The organism is Bradyrhizobium sp. CCBAU 45394 (assembly GCF_028128655.1).
In the GTDB taxonomy this organism is placed as follows: domain Bacteria; phylum Pseudomonadota; class Alphaproteobacteria; order Rhizobiales; family Xanthobacteraceae; genus Bradyrhizobium; species Bradyrhizobium diazoefficiens.
Map to the genome: position 1 here is coordinate 582,300 of NZ_LBIX01000004.1, position 23,049 is coordinate 605,348.

Annotated in this window: 21 protein-coding genes, 1 pseudogene and 1 riboswitch; of the genes and pseudogenes, 4 read left to right on the forward strand and 18 right to left on the reverse strand. The window is 65.4% G+C overall.

Annotated elements, in window-relative coordinates; all coding sequences use genetic code 11:
• Window positions 1–3 precede the first annotated feature (3 nt).
• Window positions 4–1,665, reverse strand: coding sequence for a thiamine pyrophosphate-binding protein (locus WN73_RS03480; RefSeq protein WP_271551435.1), 1,662 nt, complete (start codon window positions 1,663–1,665; stop codon window positions 4–6).
• Window positions 1,666–1,812: 147 nt separating this feature from the next.
• Window positions 1,813–2,730, reverse strand: coding sequence for an NAD(P)-dependent oxidoreductase (locus tag WN73_RS03485; RefSeq protein WP_271551437.1), 918 nt, complete (start codon window positions 2,728–2,730; stop codon window positions 1,813–1,815).
• A gap of 112 nt (window positions 2,731–2,842) precedes the next feature.
• Here WN73_RS03485 and WN73_RS03490 point away from each other — a divergent pair, with 112 nt between their 5' ends.
• Both WN73_RS03490 and WN73_RS03495 read left to right on the forward strand, forming a co-directional pair.
• Window positions 2,843–3,679 (forward strand): transporter substrate-binding domain-containing protein, encoded by an 837-nt coding sequence (locus WN73_RS03490; RefSeq protein ID WP_011089555.1) that lies wholly within the window; start codon window positions 2,843–2,845, stop codon window positions 3,677–3,679.
• Between the two features lie 215 nt (window positions 3,680–3,894).
• Complete coding sequence (locus WN73_RS03495) at window positions 3,895–4,623, forward strand: aspartate/glutamate racemase family protein (protein WP_038965675.1); 729 nt, start codon at window positions 3,895–3,897, stop codon at window positions 4,621–4,623.
• Between the two features lie 45 nt (window positions 4,624–4,668).
• On the opposite strand, the gene WN73_RS03500 is transcribed toward WN73_RS03495, so the two are convergent.
• The 4 genes from WN73_RS03500 to WN73_RS03515 all read right to left on the reverse strand — a co-directional run bounded on the left by WN73_RS03500 (window position 4,669) and on the right by WN73_RS03515 (window position 8,670).
• Window positions 4,669–4,827 (reverse strand): hypothetical protein, encoded by a 159-nt coding sequence (locus WN73_RS03500; protein WP_165448172.1) that lies wholly within the window; start codon window positions 4,825–4,827, stop codon window positions 4,669–4,671.
• Window positions 4,828–4,907: 80 nt separating this feature from the next.
• Window positions 4,908–5,654, reverse strand: coding sequence for a metallophosphoesterase family protein (locus WN73_RS03505; RefSeq protein WP_011089558.1), 747 nt, complete (start codon window positions 5,652–5,654; stop codon window positions 4,908–4,910).
• Between the two features lie 47 nt (window positions 5,655–5,701).
• Window positions 5,702–5,780, reverse strand: a riboswitch (SAM riboswitch).
• A gap of 23 nt (window positions 5,781–5,803) precedes the next feature.
• Window positions 5,804–7,312 carry a carboxylesterase/lipase family protein gene (locus tag WN73_RS03510; protein WP_060908734.1) on the reverse strand — a complete coding sequence of 503 codons (1,509 nt, stop codon included), beginning with the start codon at window positions 7,310–7,312 and terminating at the stop codon, window positions 5,804–5,806.
• A gap of 17 nt (window positions 7,313–7,329) precedes the next feature.
• Window positions 7,330–8,670 carry an MFS transporter gene (locus WN73_RS03515; protein ID WP_060908735.1) on the reverse strand — a complete coding sequence of 447 codons (1,341 nt, stop codon included), beginning with the start codon at window positions 8,668–8,670 and terminating at the stop codon, window positions 7,330–7,332.
• A 207-nt stretch (window positions 8,671–8,877) separates the two neighbouring features.
• Between WN73_RS03515 and WN73_RS03520 the strand changes: the two genes are divergently transcribed.
• Window positions 8,878–9,528: a TetR/AcrR family transcriptional regulator gene (locus WN73_RS03520; protein ID WP_028174499.1), complete on the forward strand. Its 651-nt coding sequence runs from the start codon at window positions 8,878–8,880 to the stop codon at window positions 9,526–9,528.
• 159 nt (window positions 9,529–9,687) lie between these two features.
• Here the strand turns inward: WN73_RS03520 and WN73_RS03525 are convergent, their stop codons facing one another.
• The 6 genes and pseudogenes from WN73_RS03525 to WN73_RS03550 form a co-directional block, all read right to left on the reverse strand.
• Window positions 9,688–10,473 (reverse strand): ABC transporter permease, encoded by a 786-nt coding sequence (locus tag WN73_RS03525; protein ID WP_271551445.1) that lies wholly within the window; start codon window positions 10,471–10,473, stop codon window positions 9,688–9,690.
• Window positions 10,470–11,282, reverse strand: a complete 813-nt coding sequence (locus tag WN73_RS03530) for an ABC transporter permease (protein WP_271551626.1) — start codon at window positions 11,280–11,282, stop codon at window positions 10,470–10,472. The genes WN73_RS03525 and WN73_RS03530 overlap by 4 nt, the downstream gene beginning before the upstream one ends.
• 85 nt (window positions 11,283–11,367) lie before the next feature.
• On the reverse strand, window positions 11,368–12,417 hold the full coding sequence (locus WN73_RS03535; RefSeq protein ID WP_271551447.1) for an ABC transporter substrate-binding protein: 1,050 nt from the start codon (window positions 12,415–12,417) through the stop codon (window positions 11,368–11,370).
• A 28-nt stretch (window positions 12,418–12,445) separates the two neighbouring features.
• Window positions 12,446–13,752, reverse strand: a pseudogene (locus WN73_RS03540) (NAD(P)/FAD-dependent oxidoreductase).
• Window positions 13,753–13,768: 16 nt separating this feature from the next.
• Window positions 13,769–14,485, reverse strand: coding sequence for an HAD family hydrolase (locus WN73_RS03545; RefSeq protein WP_110117220.1), 717 nt, complete (start codon window positions 14,483–14,485; stop codon window positions 13,769–13,771).
• A 35-nt stretch (window positions 14,486–14,520) separates the two neighbouring features.
• Window positions 14,521–15,603, reverse strand: coding sequence for an ABC transporter ATP-binding protein (locus WN73_RS03550; protein ID WP_161533573.1), 1,083 nt, complete (start codon window positions 15,601–15,603; stop codon window positions 14,521–14,523).
• A 211-nt stretch (window positions 15,604–15,814) separates the two neighbouring features.
• Between WN73_RS03550 and WN73_RS03555 the strand changes: the two genes are divergently transcribed.
• Complete coding sequence (locus WN73_RS03555; RefSeq protein WP_271551451.1) at window positions 15,815–16,753, forward strand: LysR family transcriptional regulator; 939 nt, start codon at window positions 15,815–15,817, stop codon at window positions 16,751–16,753.
• Window positions 16,754–16,800: 47 nt separating this feature from the next.
• Here the strand turns inward: WN73_RS03555 and uxuA are convergent, their stop codons facing one another.
• The 6 genes from uxuA to WN73_RS03585 all read right to left on the reverse strand — a co-directional run bounded on the left by uxuA (window position 16,801) and on the right by WN73_RS03585 (window position 23,016).
• Window positions 16,801–17,991, reverse strand: a complete 1,191-nt coding sequence (uxuA, locus tag WN73_RS03560) for a mannonate dehydratase (RefSeq protein WP_271551453.1) — start codon at window positions 17,989–17,991, stop codon at window positions 16,801–16,803.
• Between the two features lie 12 nt (window positions 17,992–18,003).
• On the reverse strand, window positions 18,004–19,053 hold the full coding sequence (locus tag WN73_RS03565; protein WP_110117224.1) for an L-idonate 5-dehydrogenase: 1,050 nt from the start codon (window positions 19,051–19,053) through the stop codon (window positions 18,004–18,006).
• On the reverse strand, window positions 19,050–20,456 hold the full coding sequence (locus WN73_RS03570) for a TRAP transporter large permease (protein WP_011089571.1): 1,407 nt from the start codon (window positions 20,454–20,456) through the stop codon (window positions 19,050–19,052). Before WN73_RS03570 ends, WN73_RS03565 begins: the two co-directional genes overlap by 4 nt.
• A gap of 4 nt (window positions 20,457–20,460) precedes the next feature.
• Window positions 20,461–21,039 carry a TRAP transporter small permease gene (locus WN73_RS03575; RefSeq protein ID WP_011089572.1) on the reverse strand — a complete coding sequence of 193 codons (579 nt, stop codon included), beginning with the start codon at window positions 21,037–21,039 and terminating at the stop codon, window positions 20,461–20,463.
• Between the two features lie 108 nt (window positions 21,040–21,147).
• Window positions 21,148–22,107, reverse strand: a complete 960-nt coding sequence (locus tag WN73_RS03580) for a sialic acid TRAP transporter substrate-binding protein SiaP (RefSeq protein ID WP_162603843.1) — start codon at window positions 22,105–22,107, stop codon at window positions 21,148–21,150.
• Between the two features lie 87 nt (window positions 22,108–22,194).
• Complete coding sequence (locus WN73_RS03585; RefSeq protein ID WP_028174487.1) at window positions 22,195–23,016, reverse strand: FadR/GntR family transcriptional regulator; 822 nt, start codon at window positions 23,014–23,016, stop codon at window positions 22,195–22,197.
• Window positions 23,017–23,049: the final 33 nt, after the last annotated feature.

Sequence of the window (23,049 nt, forward strand, 5' to 3'; positions counted from 1 at the left end):
CGTTTACGCCTTCACCGACGGCACAAAATCCTTGCCGACCGAGATCGCGCGCGGATCGATGATGCAGTGGAGGATCGACGGCTTGCCCGAAGCCAGCGCGCGCTCGAACGCCGGCGCGAACTCCTCGGTGCGCTCGACGCGCTCGCCGTGACCGCCGAACGCCTTGGCGTACATCGCAAAGTCCGGGTTCTTGAGCTGAGTGCCGACGACGCGGCCGGGATAGTCGCGCTCCTGGTGCATGCGGATGGTGCCGTATTGCGAATTGTCGACGACGATGACAACGAGCGGCGCGTCGTACTGTACGGCGGTCGCAAACTCCTGGCCGTTCATCAGGAAGCAGCCGTCGCCGGCAAAGGCAACGACGGTGCGATCCGGATATTGGCGCTTTGCCAGCACCGCCGCCGGCACGCCGTACCCCATCGAGCCCGAGGTCGGGGCGAGCTGGGAGGCAAAACTGTGGAAGCGGTGATGGCGATGGATCCAGCCGGCATAATTGCCGGCGCCGTTGCAGACGATCGCGTCCTTCGGCAGCCGGTCGCGCAGCCAGGTCATGACCTGGCCGTACTGGAACGTGCCCGGCAGCTCGCGCGCCTTCTCGGTCCAGGCGAGGTAATCGGCATGTGCCTTGGCGGCCTCGCCCTTCCAGCCAACCGCCCCGGAGGGCTTCAACGTCTCGACCGCCGCGGCGAACGCAGCGGGCGTCGCCTGGATCGCGAGCGCCGGCTGATAGACGCGGCCAAGCTCCTCGGAGCCCGGATGAACGTGGATCAGCTTCTGCTGCGGGGTCGGAATGTCGAGCAGCGTGTAGGACGAGGACGGCATCTCCGACATGCGGCCGCCGATGAGCAGAACGACATCGGCGCCGTCGATGCGCGCCTTCAGGCCCGGGCTCGGCCCGATGCCGAGATCGCCGGCATAATGCGAATGGTCGGCGTCGATCAGCGAGGCCCGGCGGAACGAGGTCGCCACCGGCAGGTCGAACCGCTCGGCAAAGCGCGCGATGCTCCTGGTCGCCTCATCGGTCCAGCGCGAGCCGCCGAGAATGACAAGCGGCGCCTTGGCGCTCGCGAGCATGGCGCTGACACGCTCAAGGTCCGCGGGCGCGGGCCAGCTCACCGCCGGCTCGATGCGCATGGCATCGGCGACGGCGGCGGTCTCGGTCAGCATGTTCTCCGGCAGCGAGATCACCACGGGGCCCGGACGGCCCTGCATCGCGACGCGGAAGGCGCGCGCGACCAGTTCCGGAATGCGGTCGGGGCGATCGATCTCGACCGCCCATTTCGCCATGGTGCCGAACACGGCCTTGTAGTCGAGCTCCTGGAACGCCTCGCGTTCGCGCATGCCGGTATCGACTTGGCCGACGAACAGGATCATCGGTGTCGAATCCTGCATCGCGATGTGGACGCCGTGGCTGGCATTGGTCGCGCCGGGGCCGCGGGTGACGAAGCAGACCCCCGGACGCCCCGTGAGCTTGCCATAGGCCTCCGCCATCATCGCGGCGCCGCCTTCGGCGCGGCAGATCATGACGTCGATCGGGCTGTCGTGCAGCGCGTCCAGCGCCGCAAGATAGCTCTCGCCCGGCACGCAGGTGACGCGCTCGACGCCTTGGGCGACGAGCTGATCGATCAGGATCTGGCCCCCGGTGCGGGTGTTACGAATGGTCATGACAGCTCCCTGCAGGCTTTGGCGACGCGCTCGGGCGCCTCGCGAAAATGTCGTTCGCGGGTGGCGTAGGACAGGCCAACAGGAGGCGCAAGATCGAAAGGCTTCCCGCTCCCTGCGCAGGCGTCATGCCCGCCCCTGCTGTTTGCACTACCGCCCATTCGCGATGATGCGGCGGCAATGATCGAGCGCCGCGCCGATCAGGTTGTCGCTCGCCTCCGGCGTGCGGAACGCCGAATGCGCCGATAGCGTCACGTTCGGCAGTTTGGTCAGCGGATGGCCTGGAGGCAGCGGCTCGACGGTGAAGACGTCGAGGCCGGCATGGGCGATGTGGCCCGAGCGCAGCGCATCGCACATCGCCTCCTCGTCGACCACGGCGCCGCGCGCGGTGTTGATCAGGATGCTGCCTGGGCGCATCATCCCGATGCGCTCGCGCGACAGGAAACCCTTGGTCTCGTCGTTGAGGAGCAGATGCAGCGAGACGACGTGGCTGTCCGCGAGGAGCTTGTCCAGCGGGACGAATTCGACGCCCGGATGCGTCTTCGGCGATCTGTTCCAGGCGATCACCTTCATGCCGCAGCCAAGCGCCATGCGCGCGGCTTCCGCCGCGATGCCGCCGAAGCCGATCAGGCCGAGCGTCTTGCCGGTGAGCTGCAGCGCATCGCGACGCAGCCAATTGCCCTCGCGCATGCCGCGATCCATCTCTCCGAAGCTCTTTGCAGAGGCCCACATCAGGGCGATCGCGCATTCGGCGACGGCGGTGTCGCCATAGCCCTTGATGGTGTGAACCGAGATGCCGCGCTGGCCCAGCTCCTCCGGATTCATGTAGCTGCGCGCGCCGGTGCCGAGGAAGACGACGTGCTTCAGGGCAGGACATTTCGCGGCAATCGCCGTCGGCACCGCGGTATGGTCGACGATCATGATCTCAACACCGTCAAGAAGGCGTGGCAGGTCGTCGGGAGTGATCGCGGGGTTGCGGTTGATGCCGACCGGAAGGCTGTCCCCGCGCAGCAGTTTCTCGGTCACCGCGGCAAGGGTGTCATTGGCATCGACGAAGAGAGCGCGCACGGGCCTGTCTTTCCTGTCCAGTTTAAAATACCGTATTGCATTTTAATCTGAATACAGAAATAGTCCAGACGCCGGGTTCGAATGTCCAGAAGCGACTGCCCAGGAGACTGCCATGAATCGCAGGGATGCACTCACCACTGTCGCCCTCGCCGGAGCCGCGATCGCCGCAACCGGTTCGGCCAAGGCCGACACCGCGCCGGGCTCGACGCTCGAACGGATCAAGAAGAGCGGCGTGCTGCGGATCGCCGTCATCGCCGGCCAGGATCCTTACTTCCACAAGGACCTCACCACCAATCAATGGTCGGGCGCCTGCATCGACATGGCGAACGACATCGCCGGCAAGCTCGGTGCCAAGGTCGAGACGCTGGAATCGACCTGGGGCAACCAGATCCTGGATCTCCAGGCCGAGAAGATCGACCTTGCCTTCGCCGTGAACCCGACACCGGAGCGCTCGCTGGTCATCGACTTTTCCACGCCCATCCTGGTGCACTCCTTCACCGTCATCACCAAGAAGGGTTTTGCCAAGCCGCAAACCTGGGCCGAGCTGAACAAGCCCGAGGTCAAGATCGCCGTCGACATCGGCTCGACCCACGAGACGATCGCGCGCCGCTATTGCCCGAAGGCGACGATCCTCGGCTTCAAGGAGCGCAACGAGGCGATCCTCGCCGTCGCAACCGGACGCGCGGACTGCAACATTTCGCTGGCGGTGCTTTCGGTCGCGACCTTGAAGAAGAACCCGACGCTCGGTGAGCTCGCGGTGCCACGTCCGCTGCTCACGCTGCCGACCAACATGGGCATCCGCGCCGAAAGCGACCGGCGCTACAAGGACTTCCTCAGCGCCTGGGCCGACTACAACCGCTCGCTGGGCCAGACCCGCGAATGGATGTTGAAGGGTTTTGAAGCCGTAGGTCTCGGCGCGGACGACATTCCCGGCGAAGTGCAGTTCTGAGCGCCAATCCGCGATGTATGTCTGGGGATTCGCGGTGCTCAAGCCGTACCGGAGCCCGCGTCGGCTTCATGAATGATGGCGTCATGGCCGGGATCGGTACGCCAGAGGAGATGATCCGCCAGCCGCGCAGCGAACGGCGGAAGTCCCTCCTCAGCCGGTTTCACGAAACGCATTAGACTGCCGGCCACGACCATCCCGAATCGGTGGGACGAACCATGAAACTCCGCGGCGGCTTCACGAATTACGGCGAGACGATCGGCATTCTGATGCTCGATACCCGCTTCCCGCGCCCGCGCGGCGACATCGGCAACGCGCTCTCCTACGACTTCCCGGTGCGCTACAAGATCGTGCGCGGCGCGCACGCCACAAGGATCATGGGCGACCAGCCCGATCCGACCCTGCTCGAGCCGTTCATCGCCGCGGCCCGCGAATTGGAAGCCGACGGCGTCAAAGCGATAACGACGAGTTGCGGCTTCCTCGCGCCGTTCCAGAAGCAGCTCGCGGCTGCCGTGAACATCCCGGTCTTCACCTCGAGCCTGATCCAGGCGCCGCTGATCCACGCCATGCTGCCGCCCGGCAAGGTCATCGGCATCTTCACCGAACGCGGCCACCACATGAACGAAGGGCACTTCCGCGGCGTCGGCTGGTCGCCGGACGACATTCTCGTTCAAATCCAGGGCATGAAGCCCGATGCGCAGTTTCCCGCAACCTACATTCTCGGCCGCGAAGAGCTGGACACTGACGTGCTGCGCGCCGAGATGATCGAGATGACGGAAGCCTTCATGGCGTCCTGCAAAAATCCCGGCGCGATCCTGTTCGAGTGCACCAACATGTGCCCATTCTCGCGGGACGTCGCCGAGGTGTCGGGTCTGCCGGTGTTCGACATCAACACCCTGATCAACTTCTTCCATCGCGCGGCCCATCCTGTGCCGTTCCTGCGCTGAACCAGCCGGGACAGGCGGCGAGGCGCGCGATGAACGCGCACGAGCCTAAAATAAGGCGGCGTTGACAGCCTGTCCGTAGATCATTGCAGCAACGAGTGAGAGCAGCAGGCCCGCTCCCGAGAAGATGACGACGACTTTCAGAGTCTCGACATCGACATTGGTTCCCGTCGCGCGGGATATTGCTCTTGCCAGTGCAGCAATCATCGCCAGCTCCGAAGCGGGCCGCGCGGAAGCGAGGCCTCACTTCATCTAGCGTTACTCGGCGCATTCGCGTGTGAAGCAGATTACAGGTGATCCCGCTGCACCCAGCCCGTTGCAATCGCGCTCGCCCAGGTGAGCATTCCCCTGGCCCGCGCCAATGCTGCCATGGCCGTGGTGTCGTAGGCCACGTAGCGGAGCGTCGCGGACCAGCCTCTGTTGGCATGCTCCAGAATTGCGTAACACGCATGAGGGGTGCCGACCTCGACCACGTAGGGAACGGGCATCTTCCCGTCGTAACCGGGCAATCCAACGCTGCCGGGATTGACGACCAGCCGGCCATCCTTCAGACGCACCACGCGCGGAATGTGCGTGTGTGCGCACAGGATGATCTCGGCGTCGATCCCCTCGGCGCCGGCCTCAATAGAATCAATCCGGCTCGGACGCGGGCAGCCGTCGCCCGCGATGTGGTCGAGCCAGAACGCAGCATCATTCCCTGGCGATCCATGGCACAGGAACGCCCGCCCCCTATACATGAGCGTGGACGGCATGCTTGCCATCCACTCGAAATGCTTGCGTTCGAGCTCTCGGAAATCGCTGCGCGCCGATGTGCCGGCCTGCCACAGCTCCACGAGAATGCGGTCCTGATCGCCCTTGATGGACGGAAAGCCTCGCTCCATCAGCAGGTCAGCCGTTCGGGCCGCTTCGAGCGGACCGCTAACATGGTCGCCCAGGTTCACGACCTCGTTGATGCCGAGCGCAGCAATGTCCGCAAGGACGGCTTCGAGCGCCGGACGATTTCCGTGCACATCCGCGATGGCAGCAAATTTCACTTGGCCTCTCCATTCGAGATGGCCGACGATTCACCCAATGCGGGACGATGCAGGGATAGCGGGTCTCTTTAGCTGCATTTTTAGAAGCGCCCGCAAGCTGAGGATCAAATCGGCGCTGGACGAACGCTTACATGACCAAGGTGCTGCGATCAACCGATCTTCGCTCGCGCGGCCGGAGCCTGCGGCGCGCCGCGTTGGGCCGACAGCTCCGCCCACAGGCGGGAGCGCACGCCTTCATTGAGAGGCACAATGTGGAACGGCTGGCCGAAGATTGCGAGCGGCTCCTTGGCCGGCTCGAACCGCGGCCAGGCTTCCGCGATGTCGGGCGCGCCGGATGTGACGAAGCGCAGCACGCTTGCCTGAAACCGCGCGGCGACCTCGATATCCTCGGGCGTCATCGGCCCGCCCTTGCGCTTCAGGATCGGGCGGTCGATGAAATCCGGCGGGTGCGCCCAGAGGCAGGCATTGTCGGCACCGTGGGTCGGCCCCTGCGACAGGAACGGCTCCAGCGCCGGGCGATGGTCGAACCGGCTCAGCCACACCGCGCCGCCAGCCGCGGCATGAAGCCGCGCAAGATCTGCCATGGGGCGATGCCAGAACGCGTCGGACAGCAGCGCCTCGTACGGATCCTCGTCGACGCGCGCTGTGGCGCGGTAATACGCCAGCAGACGTTGCCAGCCGGCATCGCCGACTGCGGCGCGCACTTGTCGTTCGGTGGTGCGGATCATCGCGGCCGGCGGCGTGCTCTTCAGGAACATCACCATCTCGTCGCGGCAGGAGCCGAGCCAGAGCGGAATGTCGCGCAAGGTTCCTTCGGCGAAGACGTCCCGCGGCTCGCGCGGAATCACGATTCCGTCGAGCACCGGGCCGAACACGGTGCCTTGTTCGGTCTCGTCCGCAAGCCCGCGACTGACGCGCTCCACCGCCGCGAAGAGCTTTGGCAGTGGCAAAGAGGCAATCGCGGTTGGGTCGTACGCTAATTCGAGCTCGGCAAGCACGCGGCGTGCAACGTCGTCGGCATGATCGGCGCTCATGATGTTCCGCCCGGGCGCGCTGAGCGCGAGGGCGCGAATGAACTTGCCTCTGGCCTGCGGCAGGGTTGCGAGCGCGATCACCATCGAGGCGCCGGCCGACTGGCCGGACAGCGTGATCGCGTCAGGATCGCCGCCGAAATCCGCGATATTGGCGCGCACCCAGTCGAGGGCGGCGAGCGAATCCGAGATCGCGAGGTTGTTGGCCTCGCCGAGCCCAAGGCGATGCAATTGCAGGAATCCGAGCGGGCCGAGCCGGTAGTTGATGGTGACGATCACCGCCGGACCGTGCGCGGCGAGGAATGCGCCGTCATAGTCGGCGCCGCCGCCGGTGACGAAGGCGCCGCCATGGATGAAGACCAGCACCGGCAGCGGCCGATCGGCCTCTGCCGGCGTCCAGATGTTCAGGCTGAGACAGGCAGCCTCGTCCGCATGATCGAGATGGCCCGGCTGCGGCGCGTAAGCGCCGTAGCCCGTGCAGCGGAGCGGCTCCGTCCACGCTTTCGGCGGCATTGCCTTGGCAAAGCGCGGCGCGGTTGCGAACGGCACGCCCTTGAAGGCACGCATACCGGCCTGCGTGGTGCCGACGACGGGGCCACTCGTGGTCTGAACTGCGCTGGTCAGCATGCGTGCCTCGTCTTCACTCAAGCGCGCCGCTTGCCGAGATCGGCGATGTCGACGGTGTGGGTTTCGCGCGCCGTCGCCGCAGCGGCTGCCGAGATCACGCAGCAGCAGGCGACGAAGATCGCGACGGGGACCCAGCCGTTCGGCCCCTCCCCGACCAGGCTCGCGCTCACCAGCGGCGTGAAGCCGGCGACGAGAAAGCCGAGCTGCGTGCCGATCGCGGTGCCGGAATAGCGCACGCGCGCCTCGAACATCTCGGCGTAGAACGACGGCCAGATCGCGTTCGGCGCGGCGTAGACGATGCCGGACAGGATCATCGCGGCGGCGAAGATCGCGATCGTGTTGCCTGACGTCACCAGCATGAAGTACGGGAACAGCAGCACCGCGCAGCCGAGCACGCCGCCGATGAACACCGGCTTGCGGCCGATCTTGTCGGCGAGCAGGGCCCAGAGCGGCTGGGTGAGCAGCGCCGTGACGTTGCCGAGCACGCCGGCCCACAGCATGGTCGGGCGCGCCACGCCGAACTTGCTGGTGGCATAGCCGAGCGCGAACACGGCGGTCATCGTGCTCACGGTCGCGATCAGCGCGCAGACGATGACGCGCAGCACGTCGGGCCAGTAGTCGCGCAGTAGGGCGACGACGGGGAAGCGCGCAACCTGCGCCTTGTCCTTGATGTCTTCGAACACGGGCGTTTCCGGCATGGTCCGCCGCACCAGGTAGGCGACCAGCAGCACCAGAGCGGAAAGCAGGAACGGAACGCGCCAGCCCCAGTTCAGAAGCTGGTCCTCCGGCAGGCTCGATACCGGAATGAATACCAGCGTCGCCAGGATCGCACCGGCCTGGGTGCCGCTCAGGGTCCAGCTCGTGAAGAAGGCGCGGTTGGAGTTGGCCGAATGCTCCAGCGTCAGCGAGTTCGCCCCGCTCTGCTCGCCGGCGGCCGAGAGGCCCTGTAACAGGCGAAGCAGCGTCAGGATGACGGGCGCGGCATTGCCGATCGCGTTGGCATCCGGCAACAGGCCGATCGCAAGCGTCGAGCCACCCATCAGTACCAGTGTGAACAGCAGCACCGTCTTGCGACCAATGCGGTCGCCGAAATGGCCAAGGATGACGGCGCCGACCGGCCGCGCGATGTAGCCGATGCCGAAGCTGAGGAGCGCGAGCAGTGTCCCGGTCGAGGGATCGACATTGGCGAAGAACACTTTTGGAAAGATCAGCGCGGCCGCGGTGCCGTAGATGAAGAAGTCGTAGTATTCGAGCATGCTGCCGACGAAGCTGACCAGCGCGGCGCGCTTCGGCAGCTTGCCCGGTGTTGCCTCCGCTGCGGATGACGCGTGCAGCGATGCGGTTGACGTCAACGTCATTGCAAGTCCTCCCCATGTGTCCGGTGCGGCTCGCGTCAGGCGGTCCGCCGCGCGCGCGTTTTGTGGTTCTGGTTGCCGCAACCGTGGTTTGGAGGGATAATGTACGAACTAGTACGTTTATGCAATACGCGTTGGATCAAGGCACGGACGGGTGAAATTTGCCTTCACCTTCAAGGTGATCCGTGGAAACTGGCGGGAGAAACAGTGATGCTCGAGCGCATGCCGCCCCCATCGAAGCGCACCAACGACCCCGAGCGCACCAAGCGCGACATCCTCGAAGTGGCGATGGCCGAATTCGCCTCGGAGGGCTATTCCGGCGCCCGCGTCGATGCGATCGCGGCCCGCACGCGCACGTCGAAGCGGATGATCTACTATTATTTCGGCGGCAAGGAGCAGCTCTACCTCGCGGTGCTGGAGGAGGCCTATCGCAGCATCCGCGCGCTGGAGGATCAGCTCGACATCGAAAGCTGCGACGCGCGCGAGGGATTGCGCCGGCTGATCGAGGCGACCTTCGACCACGACGAGCGCAATCCGAACTTCATCCGCCTCGTCTCAATCGAGAACATCCACCACGGCAAGCACCTGAAGCAGAACCTGCAACTGCGCCAGCTCAACGCCAGCGTGATCGCGACGCTCGACGGCATCCTCGAGCGCGGCCGCACTGAGGGCGTCTTCCGCGACGACGTCGACGCCATCGACCTGCACCTGGCCATCAGCTCCTACTGCTTCTTCCGCGTCGCCAACCGCCACACCTTCGGCGCCCTGTTCGACCGCGACCTGAGCGAACCCAGGATGCTGGCGAGGAGCCGGACGCAGATCGTGGAGATGATTTTGGCGTGGCTGGGGGCGAAGGGATAAAGCGGCGAGAATAGCGCCAAACATTCGGTGTCGTCCTGGCGAAGGCCAGGACCCATAACCACCGAACGCAGTTTGGCGAAAACTCGGGGTTACCAGCTCGTGCGGCAACATCTCCCTGGGATAATGGGTCCTGGCTTTCGCCAGGACGACGAACAAGAATCACCCGCTCCTCTTCCCTCGCGTGCTCGCCAGCAGCACCAGCATGAAGGAGGCCGCCGTCATCAACGTCGAGATCGCGGCGATGGTCGGGTCGATCTCGTCGCGGAGCGCGGTGAACATGCGCTTGGTCAGCGGCTGGTACTGCCCGCCGGAAATGAACAGCGCAACGATGGTCTCGTCCATCGCCGAGATGAAGGCGAAGATGCCGCCGGCCACCACGCTGGACTTGATCTGCGGCAGCGTCACCGCGAAGAAGCTGCGCAGGCGGTTCATGCCGAGGCTGCGCGCCACCATCTCCTGCGCCGGATCGAAGCTCTGCAAGCCCGCGAGCACCGAAATGATGACGTATGGCAGGCCCAGCATCACATTGGCGAGCACGAGGCCCGGCAGGGTCGCGACCAGGCCGACCTTGGCATAGACGAAGAAGATGCCGACCGCGGTGATGATGATCGGCACCACCAGCGGCAGCAGCAGCATCATGTGGATGAGGCGCATGAGGCGCAGCTTGGACTGGCTGATGGCATAGGCGGCGGCAACCCCGAGCGGCGTCGCGATCAGAACGGTCAGCAGCGCGACCGTCAGCGTCACCCGCGTCGCCTGCATCCAGGCGGGATTGGCGAAATATTGCTGGTACCAGCGCAGCGAGAACGACGGCGGCGGGAAGGTCAGAAAGCGCGCGCTGGAGAAGGAGATCGGCGCGATGATGAGCACGGGCAGGATCAGATAGACCAGCACCAGCGCGCTGATCACGTAGAGGGCCATCCGTGCGGGGGACAATCGCGTCATTTCTGCCCCAATATGCGATCGAGCGAAATGAAGCGGCTGACGATGAGGAAGATCAGGAGCACGCTGACGAGCAGCACCACCGCGACGGCGCTCGCAGCCCCGAACTGGTTGTAGAGCTCGACATTGCGGCTCACCAGCATCGACACCATCACGGTGCGGCCGCCGCCGAGCAGCTCCGGCGTGATGTAGAAGCCGAGGCAGAGCACGAACACCATGGTGCAGCCGGCGAGCACGCCCGGCAGCGACAGCGGCAGGAAGACGCGGACGAAAGTGAGCGACGGGCTCGCCCCCAGGCTGGCGCCGGCCTGCATCAGGTCGCCGGGGATCTTCTGCATGGTGGCATAGAGCGGCAGCACCATGAACGGCAGCAGGATGTGCACGGTCGCAACCACCGTGCCGAAGGTGTTGTGCACCAGCGCGAGCGGCTCGGAGATCACGTCGAGATAGCGCAGGAACTGGTTGATCACGCCGGTGCGCTGGAGCAGCGCGAGCCACGCATAGGCACGCACCAGCACGCTGGTCCAGAACGGCAGCACGACCAGCGAGAGGATGAGGATGCTCCACCCTTTCGGGACAGAGTTGGCAAGATAGGCCACGGGATAGCCGAGTAGCAGCGCGATTCCCGTGACCGCAAGGCTGATCTCGAAGGTCAGCGCGAAGCTGCGCCAGTAGATGTCCTCGGTGAAGACGCGGCGATAGTTCTCCAGCGTGAAGCCGTCATGGTAGACCGACTGCAAGACGAGCCAGCCGACCGGCAGCACGATCAGAGCCAGGATCACCAGCAGCGCCGGCGACACCAATGCCAGCATCAGGCCGTGCTCGCGGCGCTGATGCTTTTGGGAGGGATCTGGCACTGATATCGTCAACGCTGCCTCGCTTCGCCTGGCTCTTCGTCTACTTCTGCATGAACGAGGCCCAGCGCTTCTCGGCCGCCTCGCCGGCCGGCGAGGACCACCAGGCGTAGGACATCAGCGCCTGCTTGGCCGCGTTGGCCGGCTCGCTCGGCAACTGCGCCGCGCGCTCGGGCTTGATCACATTGGTCTCGAACGCCTTGGGATTGCCCGGACCGTAGTCGATATGCAGCGGCAGATTGGCCTGGTGCACGGGATCGACGGCCTCGTTGAGGAATTTCACCGCGGTCTCGAGATTCGGCGCGCCCTTGAGGATGCAGAGCGAGGTGCTCTGAAGGATGCCCTGGTTGTAGGTGAAGGACACCTTGGCGCCCTCCTTGGCCACCGCGCTGACGCGGCCGTTCCAGGCCATCTCCATGTCGACCTCGCCGTCGTTGAGGAGCTGCGCCGACTGCGCGCCTGACGTCCACCACACCGTGATGTGCGGCTTGATCTCCTCCAGCTTCTTGAAGGCGCGATCGACGTCGAGCGGGTAGAGCTTGTCGGGCGCGACACCGTCGGCCATCAGCGCCGCTTCGAGCGTGGCGATCGGATGGTTGCGCAGCGCGCGGCGGCCGGGGAATTTCTTGACGTCCCAGAAATCGACCCAGCTGTTCGGCGCGTCCTTCGGGAAGGTCTTCTGGCTGAAGGCCAGCACGCTGGAATAGAACTCGTAGGACACCGAATAGGGACTGCGATAGGCCTCCGGCATCGCCGCGGCGTTCGGGATCTTCGAGAAGTCGAGCTTTTCGATCAGCCCCTGCTCGCCGCCGCGCAGGCAATAGCCGGTGGGCGTGTCCACGACGTCCCAGATCGGCTTGCCGCTGCCTACTTGCGTCTTGATCGCGGGCCAGGCGTCGGGAATGGAGTCCTGGTTGATGGTGATGCCGAGCTTCTTGGCGGAGGGATCGAGGATCGCCACCGTTTGCGCCGCCTGATAGGCGCCGCCCTGCGAGACGAAGGTGATCTGCTCGGCCGCGCTCGCCGCCGTGCCGCCAAACGCGATCGCGCCCAACAGGGCGTAGCCCAATGCGGAATTCTGTTTCGTCGTCATCCTCGCCTCCTCCATCGCCAAAGTGATTTCACTGACCGATCGCATCGAGAAACTGGTACCAGCCGGCGACCATGCGCACGGCCGGCTCGCGCAGCGGATAGAACGGAATCGCCTTCATGCGCCGCGCGTCGAGCAGGCCGACATCCGGCGTCTCACCGCGCACGAAGGCGGCGAGATAGCGCCCCATCAGGCTCGACATCGCAACGCCCGCGCCGTTGTAGCCCATCGAGAACAGCGTGCGGTCGTCGAGCCGGCCGATATGCGGCACCGAGTCCAGCGTCATGGCGACGAGGCCCGACCATTTGTAGGCGAGCGGCACCTCAGTGAGATCGGGGAAGATGCCGACCATCGCCTGCGCAAGGCGTCGAACGCGGCTTCGGAGTCCTGCTTGCCGAAAGCGCCGCGGCCACCAAAGATCACGCGATTGTCGACCATGCGGAACCAGCGCATCATGCGCTTGGTCTCGGTGTAGGTGCGCCCCGTCGGCATCAATTTTCCGGCGAGATTGCGCGGCAGCTTGTCGGTCGCAATGATGGCGCTGCGGAACGGGATCAGCGTGCGCTGCATCTGCGCGGTGGCGGTGGTGAGGTCCGAGTAGCTGTTGGTGGCGATGATGGCCTGCTTCGCCCGCACCGCGCCCCGCGGCGTCTCCGCGACGATGCCGCCCTGCTCTCGCCTCAGCCTGAAAACCGGCGATTCCTGGAAAATCGGGACACCGCGGCGCGCCACGCCGTCGGCGAGACCGCGCAGATAGTTCAGTGGATGAATGCCGCCGGAGCCGGGGTTGAGCACGCCGCCGACGAAGATGTCGGAACCGGTCTCCTCGCGCACCCCGCGCTTGTCGAGGATGCGGACCTCCACATCGCCCATCTCGCGCGTCATCCAGTTGGCTTCGTCGATCGCGGCCCGCAAGGTCGTCTCGTTGTGCGCGGCCTTGACCTGGCCGGCGCGCGTCAACGCGGCGCTGCTGATGCCGAACTCGGACACCAGCTCCTCGACGATGTCGGTGGATTCATGCGCGATCTCGTACATGCGCCGCGCCATGGCGCGGCCGTGCACGGCGTCGATCTCGCGAAACGAGAGGCGGAACTTTGCGGTGATCACCCCGCCATTGCGCCCGCTTGCGCCCCAGCCGGGGCGGTTGGCCTCGAGCACGATCGGCGATAGGCCGCTCTTGGCGATGTGGTGCGCGGCGGAGAGGCCGGTATAGCCCGCACCGATGACCACCACGTCCGCCTGGCTCTCGCCCGACAGCACCGGAAACGCGCGCGCCGGTTCCGCCGTGGCTTCCCACAGCGAATTGGCCGATGGCAGCGCGCTCCAGTCCCGTGTCATGCCCGCGCTCACCGATCTAGGCCGCCGGCCCGATCGCCGCGTCGGCAAGTGCCTTCAACGTCGGGAAATGGAAGTCCGGCTTCGTCAGCGTCTCCACCGCCGGCGTGCCGCCGAAGCCCGCGATGCCCTGGCGGCGCTCGATCCAGCACACCTTGTAGCCGAGCTTCCGAGCGATCCCGATGTCGTGGTACTGGCTCTGCGCGACGTGGAGGATGTCGGACTGCTTGTAGCCGAAGGCCGATTGGCGACCCTTGTTGTAGGCGAAGAACTCCGGGTTCGGCTTGGCGACGCCGGTGTCGTCGGCGCAGACGGTGTCGTCGAAGGGATTGCCGAGCGCGTGTGCGTAACAGGACAGCGCGACGCGATCCGCATTGGTCATCGCCACAAGGCGGAATTTCGTGCGCAGGCGCTTCAGGGCCTCGACCGAGTCCGCGAACGGCCCCCAGCGCAGCACCGACAGCTGGAAGACGTCGCAGGACGCATCGTCGGAAGGCAATCCGAGCTCCTTGGCCAGATGGCGATAGACGTGGAACATCGCCTCGCTGGAGCGCTCATAGTGCCTGTCGCGGCCGCGCTTGTAGGGTTCGAAGATCTGCTCGTCGCTGAGCTCGGCCGGCGACTTGCCCGAGATCTTGCGCACGGCGGAGAGCACGCCGGCCTCGAAATCGATCAAGGTGCCGACGACGTCGAAGGTGAGGACCTTGAAATTGCTGAACGCGGCTTGGGACGACATGTTGGTCTCTTCTCTCGGGTTGGACTAGGCTGGATTCAGTCCCCTACCCTGGGCACGACGATGGTGTCCTCGGGGTGGAGGGTGACGGTGAGGCTGCCGCCGAGCGGCGGGATGCGGCTGTAGGCCTGGTGGTAGCTCGGCTGGCGCAGGCTGAGCGCGACGCCGCCTTCGAGCGCCAGGAAGATGCGCAGGCTCTCGCCCTGGTAGACGATGTCGGTGACGGTGCCGCTGAGCCGGTTGCAGGCGGCATCCTGCGCGCCGTCGTCGATCAGCAGCTTCTCGCTGTGCACGGCCAGCATCAGGGCGTCGCCGTCGGGAATGGCGCGGGCACTGCGCAACAAGGCGCTGCCGAGCGCCACGCTGGAGGCATCGACGCGGCGGACGGGCAACATCGTCGCCTCGCCGATGAAGCTTGCGACGAAGGAATCGGCGGGATGGTCGTGCAGGCGCGCCGGCTCGTCGATCTGGATCAGCCGGCCGTCCTTCATCACGGCAACGCGGTCGCTCATGGTCAGCGCCTCGCGCTGGTCATGGGTGACGTAGATGATGGTGGCGCCGATGCGCCGGTGCAGCGCGCGCAGCTCGATCTGCATGGATTCGCGCAGCTGCTTGTCGAGCGCGGATAGCGGCTCGTCCATCAGGATCAGACGCGGCTCGAAGATCATGGCGCGTGCCAGCGCCACGCGCTGGCGCTGGCCGCCGGAGAGCTGCGCGATGCCGCGTTCCTCGTAGCCGGCGAGGCCGACCATCGCGAGCGCGGCGCGCACCTTCTCCGGCCAGCTCGCTTTCGGCAGGTGGCGCGCGCGCAAGGGGAAGGCGACGTTCTCGCCGACGCTCATATGCGGGAACAGCGCGTAGTTCTGGAATACGACGCCGATGTCGCGCTTGTGCGGCGGCATGTAAGTGACGTCGCGGCCGCCGAACAGGATGGTGCCGCTGGATGGCAGGATGAAGCCGCCCAGGATGCCGAGCAGCGTGGTCTTGCCGGAACCGGAGGGGCCGAGCAGGGAGACGAACTCACCGGCGCCGACATTGAGGGACACGTCGTCGAGGGCGCGAACCGCGCCGTAAGCCTTGCTTGCGGACCTGATCTCGACGCTTTCCGCTCGTTTGTCCAACGATCGACCTCGCCATGTCCTGAGCCGGCGTGCCTCACTGCGCGCCATAAGCCTGCTTTATAGACAGGGATTTGGAGCACTCCTGGTTGCAGCGTGCACTGCAACCAATCCTTTGCTCGAAGCCCCTGTCTTTAGGCTGTCATGCGAATGACACCAGACTTGGCAAAACTCGGCAATTGCCAAATTCTCACCCGGCTCATAACATGACCTTATGCCCGAGCTCCGCCGGATGCTGCCGTCCAGTAACGCCCTGTTCGTCTTCGACGCAGCAGCGCGCAATGGCAGTTTCACCGCGGCGGCCGCCGAATTGAACGTCACGCAGCCCGCGGTGAGCCGGATGCTCGGCCAGTTCGAGCAGCATCTCGGCGTCCGCCTGTTCGACCGCAAGGCCGGCCGCGCGGTGCTCACCGAGGAAGGCGAGTTGCTCTATCGCCGTGTGCTCGAAGGCTTTCGCAGCATCGAGAGCGGCCTCGTCGAGATCGAACGGCGGCGCAAGGGCACCGAGACGGTGACGCTGTCGGTCTCCTCCGCCTTCACCACGCATTGGCTGATGCCGCGCATCGACAAGTTGCAGCGGCAGTTTCCCGAGGTCGATTTGCGCTTCCAGCTGATCTCCGGCGCGCTGCGCGGGCCGGTGGAGAATGTCGATCTCGGCATGCGCTTTCGCGACCGCGACGAGCCGTCGTCCGGCGGCACGCTCGTGATGAAGGAAGTGATGCTGCCGATGTGCAGCCCCGGCTATCTCGACGAGACCGATTCTGCCGAGGGCAACACCATCATCCGCCTCGCCGAGACGCCGGGCGACTGGGCCGCGGATTACGCCTCGCTTCTCACCGGGCGCCGCGGTGCGGCCAAGGCGCTGAGCTTCACCGACTATGCCGTTGTGATGCAGGCTGCCCTGCTCGGCCAAGGCATTGCGCTCGGCTGGCTGACGGTCGCTTCGCACTGGCTCCTGACCGGCGCGCTGGTGCCGGCGTCCGACACGCTCACCACCACGCGCCGCATCTGCGAGTTCCTGCCGCCGCGCAACCGGCCGATGCGCCCCATCGCCACCGAGATCCGCGACTGGATCATCGCGCAGATGAAAAGCGAGATCACCGCGATCGACAAGCTCTATCCGAAACTCGGCGCGATGGCCGCGTGCTATTAGTTGCCCCCTCTCCCCGCAAGCGGGGAGAGGCGAAGCGCACCACGCCGTCACCGATGCTCGATCGCCCTGATGGCGCCGCGGAGCTCGGCGAGGCCGCGCAGGCGGCCGATCGCGGTGTAGCCGGGATTGGTGCGCTTGGTGGCGGCGAGATCGTCGAGCATGCGGTGGCCGTGATCGGGGCGGAACACGATTCTTTTGTCGGGCGAGCGCCGCGCGTTCTCCTTCAGCAGCGCCTTGAGCACGGCGACCATGTCGACGTCGCCGTCGAGATGATCGGATTCGTAGAATGACAGGCCGTCCGCCTCGCGCTTGGTCGCGCGCAGATGCGCAAACGCAATGCGCGGGCCGAAGCGCTCGGCCATTTCAGGCAGGTTGTTCTCGGGCCGCACGCCGAGCGAGCCCGTGCACAGGCAGATGCCGTTGGCCTTCGACGGCACGGCGTCGAACAGCGCCTGATAGTCGTCGGCCGAGGAGGCAATGCGCGGCAGTCCAAACAGCGGACGCGGCGGATCGTCGGGATGCAGGGTCAGCGAGACGCCGAGCTGTTCCGCAACGGGGGTGACGCGCTCCAAAAACTCGGCGAGATGCTGTCGCAGGATTTTTGGCGTGATATCGCGGTACGTTTCGAGCCGGTCGCGGAATTGCGGGATCGTCATCGGCTCGGTTGTCGAGCCGGGCAGCGCGCTGGCGATGACCATGACGAGATAGTCGATGTCGGCCTGGCTCATCTGGTCGAACAGCGTTTTCGCGCGCGCTTGCTGCTCCGGTGAATACTCCTGCGCGGCGGCCGGACGCTTAAGGATGTGCAGCTCGAACGCGGCAAAGCGATCCTGGTCGAACCGCATGGCACGAGCGCCGTTCGGCAGCTCCCATTCCAGATCGGTACGGCACCAGTCGACCACGGGCATGAAATTGTAGCAGATGATATTGATGCCGGAAGCGGCCACGGCCTCAAGGCTCGCGATCCACGCCTCGATCGACTTCGTCGCCTTACCGCCGAGCCGCTTGACGTCGTCAGGGATCGGAATCGACTCCACCACTGACCACGTCAGTTGCGAGCGGCCGGGCTGGCCGCGCTCGATGAAGTTCTTGCGCTCCTCGACCGCCTTGCGCGTCCAGGCTTCCCCGATCGGCACCTGATGCAGCGCCGAGACGATATCGCTCGCCCCGGCCTGCCTGACATCGTCGAGCGAGACCGGATCATCCGGCCCGTACCAGCGCCATCCCTCTAGCATCATGGGTCCCTCCGATCAGTTCGCCGTCAGCACGACCTTGACGCTCTGCGAGCGGTCGAGCGCCAGCCGCAGTGCATCGGGCGCGGTCGAGAGCGGCCGTTCCGCCGTGACCAGCGACAGCACGTCGACGCTGCCGGCGCTGATCAGTTCCACCGCCGTCATGAACTCGAAGCCGAAGCGGAACGAGCCGCGCAGGTCGATCTCCTTCGCCATCACAGCGTTCGACGGCGTCGGGATCTGGCCACCGGGCAGATTGCCGATCTGCACCACGACGCCGCCACGCCGGACGATGCCGATCGCACTGGCAAGGCCCGCGGCCGTGCCCGAGACCTCGAACGCGACGTCGTAGGGTCGTGAAGCAGCCTGCGCCTTCAAGCCCTCTTCGCCACCCGATACATTCTCGACATGAGAGGCGCCAAGCCGGCTCGCAAAGGCGAGCGGCGCCGGCGCGATGTCAGCCACCGTGACGTCGGCCATGCCGGCGCGGTGCGCGGCGAGCATGGTCAGAAGCCCGATCGGGCCGGCACCGAAGATGATGCCGCGCTTGCCTTCGATGTTGCCGGCGCGCGCGACCGCGTGCAGGCATACCGAGAGCGGCTCGGCGAGCGCGGCGGCCTGGTAGGACACGTGGTCCGGGATCTTCACGCACTGCGCGGGGATCGCGTCGAAGTAATTGGCGAAGCCGCCCTGCATGTGCGGCGTCTTCGAGGCCGAGCCCATGAAATAGATGTTTTCGCACAGGTTCGGCCGGCCCTCGCGGCAGGCGACGCAATGGCCGCACCAGCGCGACGGGTTGACGGCGACGCGGTCGCCGACCTTCAGGTTGGCGGCGGCGCCGGAGATCTCCACGACTTCGCCCGAGATCTCGTGTCCCAGCACCAGCGGCGACTTCACCACGAAGTCGCCGGTGCGGGCATGGCGGAAGTAATGCATGTCCGAGCCGCAGATGCCGCCGGCGCCGAAGCGGATGCGCACCATGCCTGATGCGAGCTTGTCGAGCGGATGCTCGATCATGCGCAGATCTTCGGGGCCGAACAGGGTTGCGGCGAGAGCAGTCGAGGTCATTTGGAGAGTCCCATGTATTTAGGCAGCCAGAGGGTCAGTTCGGGGATGTAGGTGATCGCGATCAGCGCGAGCATCAGCGGCACCAGCCAGGGCAGGATCGCCACCGTCGTGCGCTCGACCGAGAGCTTTGCCACGCGGGCGAGCACGAACAGCACCATGCCGAGCGGTGGATGCAGCAGGCCGATCATCAGGTTCAGCGTCATGATCAGGCCGAAATGGATCGGATCGATGCCGAGCTTGAGCACGATTGGCAGCAGGATCGGCACCAGAATGGTGATCGCCGCCGTGGTGTCGATGAAGCAGCCGACGAACAGGATCAGCACGTTGGCAAGCGCCAGGAACACCCATTTGTTGTGGGTAATGCTGAGCATCCAGTCCGAGAGCATCTGGGCGGCCTGCGACACCGTCAGCAGCCAGGCGAAGATCGACGCAGCTGTCACGATGAACAGCACCGAGGCCGTGGTCTCGATGGTGTCGAAGGTCGCCTTCGCCACCGTCTTCAAGGTCATGGTGCGGTAGCGCACGAGCCCGAGGAACAGCGACCAGATCACGGCGGCGACCGCGGCTTCCGTCGGCGTGAACCAGCCCAGCGTCATGCCGCCGATCAGGATCACCGGCGCCATCAGCGCCATCACCGCGGAGAAGTCGAAATACCAGTCGATCGCGAGCAGCACGCCGAGCCCGATGACGACCGCCATGTTGGTCGACATGCCGGCGACCACCATCAGCCAGATCGCGAGCGGGAAAGCGAGCACGATGGCGATCTCGAGGCCGGCCGAGCCGAGCTGCGGCCAGGAGAACGGCGTGTCGCTGCCCCATTTGTTCTTGTGCGCGAAGTAGGTGACGGTGGCCATCATCAGAAGCGTCATGACGATGCCGGGAATGACGCCGCCCAGGAACAGTGCGCCGATCGAGACGTTCGCCATCATGCCGTAGATCACGAAGGGCAGCGACGGCGGGATGATCGGGCCGAGCGTCGCGGACGCCGCAGTGACGCCGACCGAGAACTCGGTCGAATAGCCGTGGTCCTTCATCGCCTTGATCTCGATGGTGCCGAGACCGGCGGCATCCGCGATCGCGGTGCCGGACATGCCGGAGAAGATCACCGAGCCGATGATGTTGACGTGGCCGAGGCCGCCGCGCATCCAGCCGACCAGCGCGACGGCGAATTTGTAGATGCGGCCGGTGACGCCGGCGATGTTCATGAGATTGCCGGCCAGGATGAAGAAGGGCACGGCGAGCAGCGGGAAGCTCTCGACACCGGCGATCATGCGCTGCGCCAGCGTGACGTCGGGCGTCACGCCGCTGACCAGGATGTAGAGCAGCGACGACGCGGCCATGGCGATCGCCACGGGAACGCCGAGCAGCATCAGGAGGAGAAAACCACCAAGCAACAGCAGCATGACCTTACCCTTCAAAACCGTCGTAGGCGCCGGGACGTTCGAGGATCGAGTAGCCCTGTCGCAGATGTTGCAACGCCACCTGCACCGAGCGCGCGAACATCAGCACGAAGCCGGCCAGCACGGCGTAATAGACGTAGTCCTTGGGAAGATTGATCGTGGTCATCGACTCGTCGCCGATGATCTGGATGTAGACCCAGACCAGCTTGATGGCGTAGCCGAAGAAGGCGATCCGGATCAGGTCGATGACCGTCGACAGCGTGCGCGCGACGAGATGCGGCAGATAACGGTAGATCAGATCGACCTGGATGTGCCGCGACAGCCGCACGCACATCGATGCGCCGATGAAGACCACGCCGATCAAGCAGTAGGTCGCGATCTCCTCGGTCCAGGCATAGCTGTCGTTGAGGACGTAGCGGGTGAAAAACTGGAGGAAGACGGCGAGCGCCATCACCCAGAAGATCGCCAGCGCCACCCAGTCCTCGAAAGCGTAGATGCCGAGATCGACCTTCGGCGTCGCCTCCTCCTCGAAGGTGTGGGCGATCTCGTCCGCGGTGATCTGCCGGTGTATTTCGGCGGTCGACATGGGGTTACCTCTCTCCAAATCGTCGTTCCGGGGCGACGCGTCAGCGTCGAACCCGGAACCTCGAGATTCCGGGTTCTCGCTTCGCGAGCCCCGGAATGACAGCCACTGCTATTTGACTTCCTGAATCCGTTCCCAATCCGCCTTGCGGTAACCGAAAGTCTCGAACGCGACGTTCTTCAGCACGGTGTCGCGGAACTCGTTCTTGTCGACCTCGGTCACGGTCAAGCCCTTCTCCTTGAAGAAGGCGACCAGCTTGGCTTCGTTCTGCTTGATCTCCGCGGTCGCCTTGGCGGCGGCCTCCTGCGCGACGTCGGTGAATATCTTCTTGTCCTCGTCGGAGAGCTTCTTCCAGAGCGCGCCCGCCACCACCGTGTTGAGGTGGTCGACGATGTGGCCGGTCAGCACGATGTGCTTCTGCACCTCGTAGAACTTCTTGGCCTCGATCGTGGTCAGCGGATTCTCCTGCGCCTCGACGGTGCCGTTCTGCAGCGCGAGATAGACTTCGGCGAACGCGATCGGCGCGGTGTTGGCACCGCAGGCGCGCGGCATCGCGAGATAGGCCGGAACGTCGGGCACGCGCATCTTCAGGCCCTTGAGGTCGGCGCAGCTCTTGATCGGCTTGTTCGACGAGGTCTGGCGCACGCCGTAATAGGTCACGGCGACGATGTGGTGGCCGCTCTTGTCCTCATAGCCCTTGGCGAGCTCCTTGAAGATGTCGCTCTTGGTGTAGGCCAGGAGATGATCGGCGTCGCGGAAGGTGTAGGGATAGTAGGTCACGCCGATCGGCGGGAAGCTCTTGGCCGCGAAGCTCGAGCCGGAGATGATGATGTCGACCGAGCCGAGCGAAAGGCCCTGGTTGATGTCGGCTTCCTTGCCGAGCTGGGACGCCGGATAGACATCGACCGTATAGCGCCCGTTGGTGCGCTTGCCGATCTCCTGCGCGGCCCAGACCGAAGCGGTATGGAACGGCTCAGAGGTCTCGTAGACATGGGCCCATTTCAGCTTGGTCTGCGCCATGCCGGCCTGGGTCGTCGCGAACATCGCCGCGGCCGAGACCGCGAGCATCATCGTCATCTTCTTCAACACTGACTTTTCCTCCATCGTTCAAGTCTGCTTCTTGTTCGCCCGCCTGCAAGGAATGCGGGCCGCCCAATCTCATCGCCGCCGCGCGCTGCCGCTCTTGGCTTGCTTCTTGGCCTGTTTTTCGGCCTGCTTCTTCGGCGCCCGTTCTGGTTTTGCCGGCGTTTCCGGAGATCGTGCCGGGGACGATCCTGCCGCGGCCACGGCGCCGAAATTCTGCGCAAAGCGCTCCTGCGAGCGCGCCAGGTGATTGCGCATCGCCTCGCGCGCGGCGTCCGGATCATGCGCGGCGATCGCGTCGCGCACGGCGCGATGCTCGTCGAGCGCGGTGCGCCAGGTGCCCGGGTTCTCGAAATAATGCGCAAGCTGCGCGAAATAGGGATTGAGGCGCTGGTCGAACAGCTCGCCGACCACGCGCACCAGGACGGCATTGCCGAGACTTCCGGCGATCGCGACATGGAACGCGCGGTCGTGGACCATCGAGGCTTCGCCGGGGTGCTCGACATTCTCCATCGCGAGAAGCGACGCGTCGATGCGCGCGACGTCGTCCTTGGTCGCGACGCGCGCGGCCTGCTCGGCGATGGCGCTTTCCAGGAATTCTCGGGCGCGCAACAGCTCGAACGGCCCCTCGATGACGGAAGCGGTCGCAGGCGCCGCAACGGCCGCGGGCTCGATCACATAGATGCCGGACCCGACGCGGATGCGCAGGCGGCCTTCGACCTCGAGCGCGATCAGGGCTTCGCGCACCGTCGGCCGCGACACCTTGAGCTGCTCGGCGAGCTCGCGCTCGGTCGGCAAGCGGCTGCCGACCGCGTACTCGCCGCTGTCGATCAGGCTTCGCAATTGATCGGCGACCTGGCGATAGAGCCGTCTCGCCTCCACAGCTTCCAGCGGCACGCTGGTCCTCCCCGAAAGGGTCGCGCGGGGTCG